This window comes from Variovorax sp. 679, from assembly GCF_003952185.1.
Lineage (GTDB): Bacteria > Pseudomonadota > Gammaproteobacteria > Burkholderiales > Burkholderiaceae_C > Variovorax.
Map to the genome: position 1 here is coordinate 1 of NZ_RXFS01000032.1, position 3,071 is coordinate 3,071.

Below are 3,071 nucleotides of genomic sequence, written 5' to 3' on the forward strand. Positions count from 1 at the left end.
CGTAAGCGTCCGAGCAATCCGTGTTGACGGACCAGCCGACCTGCCCCATTAGACTGATGCGAATGAGCCTGCAAGCGACCTTCATTGCCACCGAGGACATCAGCAACTGGCAGGACGCCGGTTGCGTCGTACTCGGGAACCCTTCTGGATCAACGGAACGTGTGGTCATGGCAGTCGGGATCAGCGTGGGATCGGGGGTTCGATGGCGAGTCGATTTGTTCGCAAGCGTTGGCCAATCTTGCTTTCAAGACGTACGCTGCATCGGCGAACTGGTTTACATCGGCTACGGTCAGCAAGTTGCGGTGTTCTCGCCCAAGACGGCGAGCTTGGCATCGCACTCGCTCGATGGCTACTTCGGCCATGTATTCACGACTTTGGATCTTGAGTCGCCCAATCTTGGTTCGTCGGTGCTGGTCGCATCGGCTTCAGAGTTGCTGCGCTTCGACGGCGCTGGCCAACTCTTGTGGCGGAGGTCAGGGCTTGGAATCGATGGTGTCGTCATTCACCGAGTCCAAGACGGCGAGATCTTTGGCGATGCTGAGTGGGACCCTCCAGGAGGCTGGAAGTCCTTTCGATTGCGACTGGATTCTGGAGAGATATGTCAGAGTTGAGGCCTTCCCTCTCGGCGGTCTAGCCTGGCGTCCAGCGATGCGGCAGCAACTCCCCCACGAGACGCGCTTTGTGCGTGGGCAGGCGCTGCAGGACGTCCTTTAAGTACGCGTACGGATCGAGCCCGTTCAGCTTGGCCGACTGGATCAAGCTCATCACCGCGGCCGCGCGTTGCCCCGCCCGCAGCGAGCCCGCGAACAACCAGTTCGAGCGCCCGAGAGCGATCGGGCGGATTTGGTTCTCCACCCAGTTGTTGTCGATCGGCAATTGCCCATCGTCGATGTAGCGCGTGAGCGCGGTCCATCGCTTCAGGCTGTAGTCCAGCGCGCGGGCCAGCGCCGTGCCATCGGTCGCGCGAAGGCGGTGCGCGATCATCCATGCGTGCAGCGCATCGGCCACGGGCCGGGCCTTGTGTTGGCGGATAGCCAAGCGCTGCTGCATGGTCAAGCCGTGCACCTCGCGCTCGATCTCGTAGAGCTCACCGAAGAACTTCATCGCCTGCTCAGCCACGGCACTCTTGGTGCTCGCCTGGAGCTCGAAGAACTTGCGCCGTGCGTGCGCAGCGCAGCCAATCTCGGTGACGCCCTGTGTGAAGCTGGCCTTGTATCCAGCGTAGTCGTCGCACACCAGCTTGCCGATCCACGGTTCGCTGCCCTGTTGCAGGAAGGCCCGAGCGTGCTCGCCGGCGCGGCTGTCCGCGAAGTCATAGACGACGGCCCGGAGGTCCTCAAAGACACCGGGGCAGTACGCCCACAGGTAGGCCTTGTGCGTCTTCTTCTTGCCCGGCGTGAGCATCGCCACCGGCGTCTCGTCGGCGTGCAGCACGCTGTGGCTCAGGATCTCTTGCTTGAGTGCGTCGACCAGGGGCTGCAGCTGTACGCCGCATACGCCCACCCATTCGGCCAGCGTGGAGCGCGCCAGCGGCATGCCGGCCCGCGCGAAGATGCTCTCCTGGCGGTACAGGGGCATGTGGTCGGCGTACTTCGCCACCAGCACTTGGGCCAGCAAGCCGGCGGTCGGCATGCCCTTGTCGATGACTTGTGCGGGCACCGGCGCCTGGACCAGGGTCTCGCACTTCGCGCAGGCCCATTTGCCCCGAACGTGGCGCTCCACCGTGAACACACCAGGCGTGTAGTCGAGCTTCTCGCTCACGTCCTCGCCGATGCGCTTGAGCTCGCAGCCGCACTTGCAGGTGGTGCAGGCGGGTTCGTGATGGAACGACGTGCGCGGCAGGTGAGCCGGCAGCGGTGCCCGCTTCGGGTGCTGCGGCGGCGGGGTCTGCGGCTTCGTTCTGAACAGCTCGAGTTCCAGTTCGATGGCGGCAATGTCGGCATCGACAGTCTCGTCGAGCAGGTTCTTCTGCGCAGCGTCGAGTTGCTCGCTGCGGGCACTGAACTTCCAGCGCTTGAGCACCGCGATCTCGTGGGTGAGTTGGTCGATGCGCGCTTCGCTCCAGACGAGCTTGCGATCCTTCATCAGGATCTCGCCGTCGGCCTGCATGAGCTGGGCTTGCCTGAGCGCGATCTCGGCATCCCGCTCGGTGATCTGGGCTAGCAACCCCTGCGCCAGCGCGCGCAACTCGGCCTCGCCGAGTCCCTGGAGTTGTTCGCTGGTGAGCATGAACGCCAGTGTGCCGAACTCCGCGGCAAGGGCCATTCGCAAACGCCCCAATTGCTGCGGGGCCACCTCCCGCTCACGCCATGGTGATGGCGCCTCCATCGCCCAGGCGCTGCCAGGGAAGGCCGAGCACGAGCGCGTCGAGCTGTTCACGAGACAGGGCCATCTGCGCCCCCAGGGCGGTGTTGGCCCAGAGGAAGCGGCCCTGATGGAGTCGGCGGGCGCACAGCCAGACGCCGATACCGTCGTGCACCAGCACCTTCATGCGGTTGGCCCTTCGGTTGGCGAACAGGTAGGCGTGATGAGGCTTGGCCGATCCGAAGACTTGCACGACGCGCGCCAACGCGGTGTCGGTGCCGGCGCGCATGTCCAACGGTTCGGTCGCAAGCCACACCGCATCGATGCGGATCACCGCAGCAGCTCGCGCATCCAGGCCGCGCACTCGGCGGCAGCGGTGATGGGCCATGTAGCCTTGACCATGAGCGTGCCTCGACGCAGTTCGATGACCAGTTCTTGGGCGGGCGTAACCACGGGAGGCGCAACCGGCAACGCGATGAACGAGTGAGCGGGGATCGGGTTCACAACCGGCTTCTGCGTTGATGGCCCCGCAGCCATCCGGCGCCACTTGTGCACCAGGTTGGCGTTCAGGCCATGGGCCAGCGCGATGCCGGCCACCGAAGCTTCGGGCTTGGCGCATTCGGCCAGAACTTGAGCCTTGAGGGCGGCGTCATGGCGCCGCCGAGTGAGTCGCTTGGAGTCTTTGATGGTGTCCACCTATCGGTCTGGTGCACACCATGCTGGCCCAGCCGCCTGGGGGATTCAATATGTGTTGGGCGGACGCATAC

4 protein-coding genes are annotated in these 3,071 nt (G+C 64.5%); 1 reads left to right on the forward strand and 3 read right to left on the reverse strand.

Annotated elements, in window-relative coordinates:
• The first annotated feature begins 62 nt into the window (after nt 1–62).
• Nucleotides 63–611, forward strand: coding sequence for a hypothetical protein (locus EJO71_RS34105; protein WP_125953059.1), 549 nt, complete (start codon nt 63–65; stop codon nt 609–611).
• Nucleotides 612–630: 19 nt separating this feature from the next.
• Here EJO71_RS34105 and EJO71_RS34110 read toward each other — a convergent pair whose 3' ends face one another.
• The 3 genes from EJO71_RS34110 to EJO71_RS34120 all read right to left on the reverse strand — a co-directional run bounded on the left by EJO71_RS34110 (nt 631) and on the right by EJO71_RS34120 (nt 3,000).
• Nucleotides 631–2,109 (reverse strand): IS66 family transposase, encoded by a 1,479-nt coding sequence (locus tag EJO71_RS34110; RefSeq protein WP_240651865.1) that lies wholly within the window; start codon nt 2,107–2,109, stop codon nt 631–633.
• Nucleotides 2,110–2,302: 193 nt separating this feature from the next.
• The gene (gene tnpB, locus EJO71_RS34115) at nt 2,303–2,692 is read right to left on the reverse strand and encodes an IS66 family insertion sequence element accessory protein TnpB (protein WP_125953058.1); all 390 of its coding nucleotides are present in this window, start codon (nt 2,690–2,692) and stop codon (nt 2,303–2,305) included.
• On the reverse strand, nt 2,635–3,000 hold the full coding sequence (locus EJO71_RS34120) for a transposase (protein ID WP_125953057.1): 366 nt from the start codon (nt 2,998–3,000) through the stop codon (nt 2,635–2,637). Before EJO71_RS34120 ends, tnpB begins: the two co-directional genes overlap by 58 nt.
• Nucleotides 3,001–3,071 lie beyond the last annotated feature (71 nt).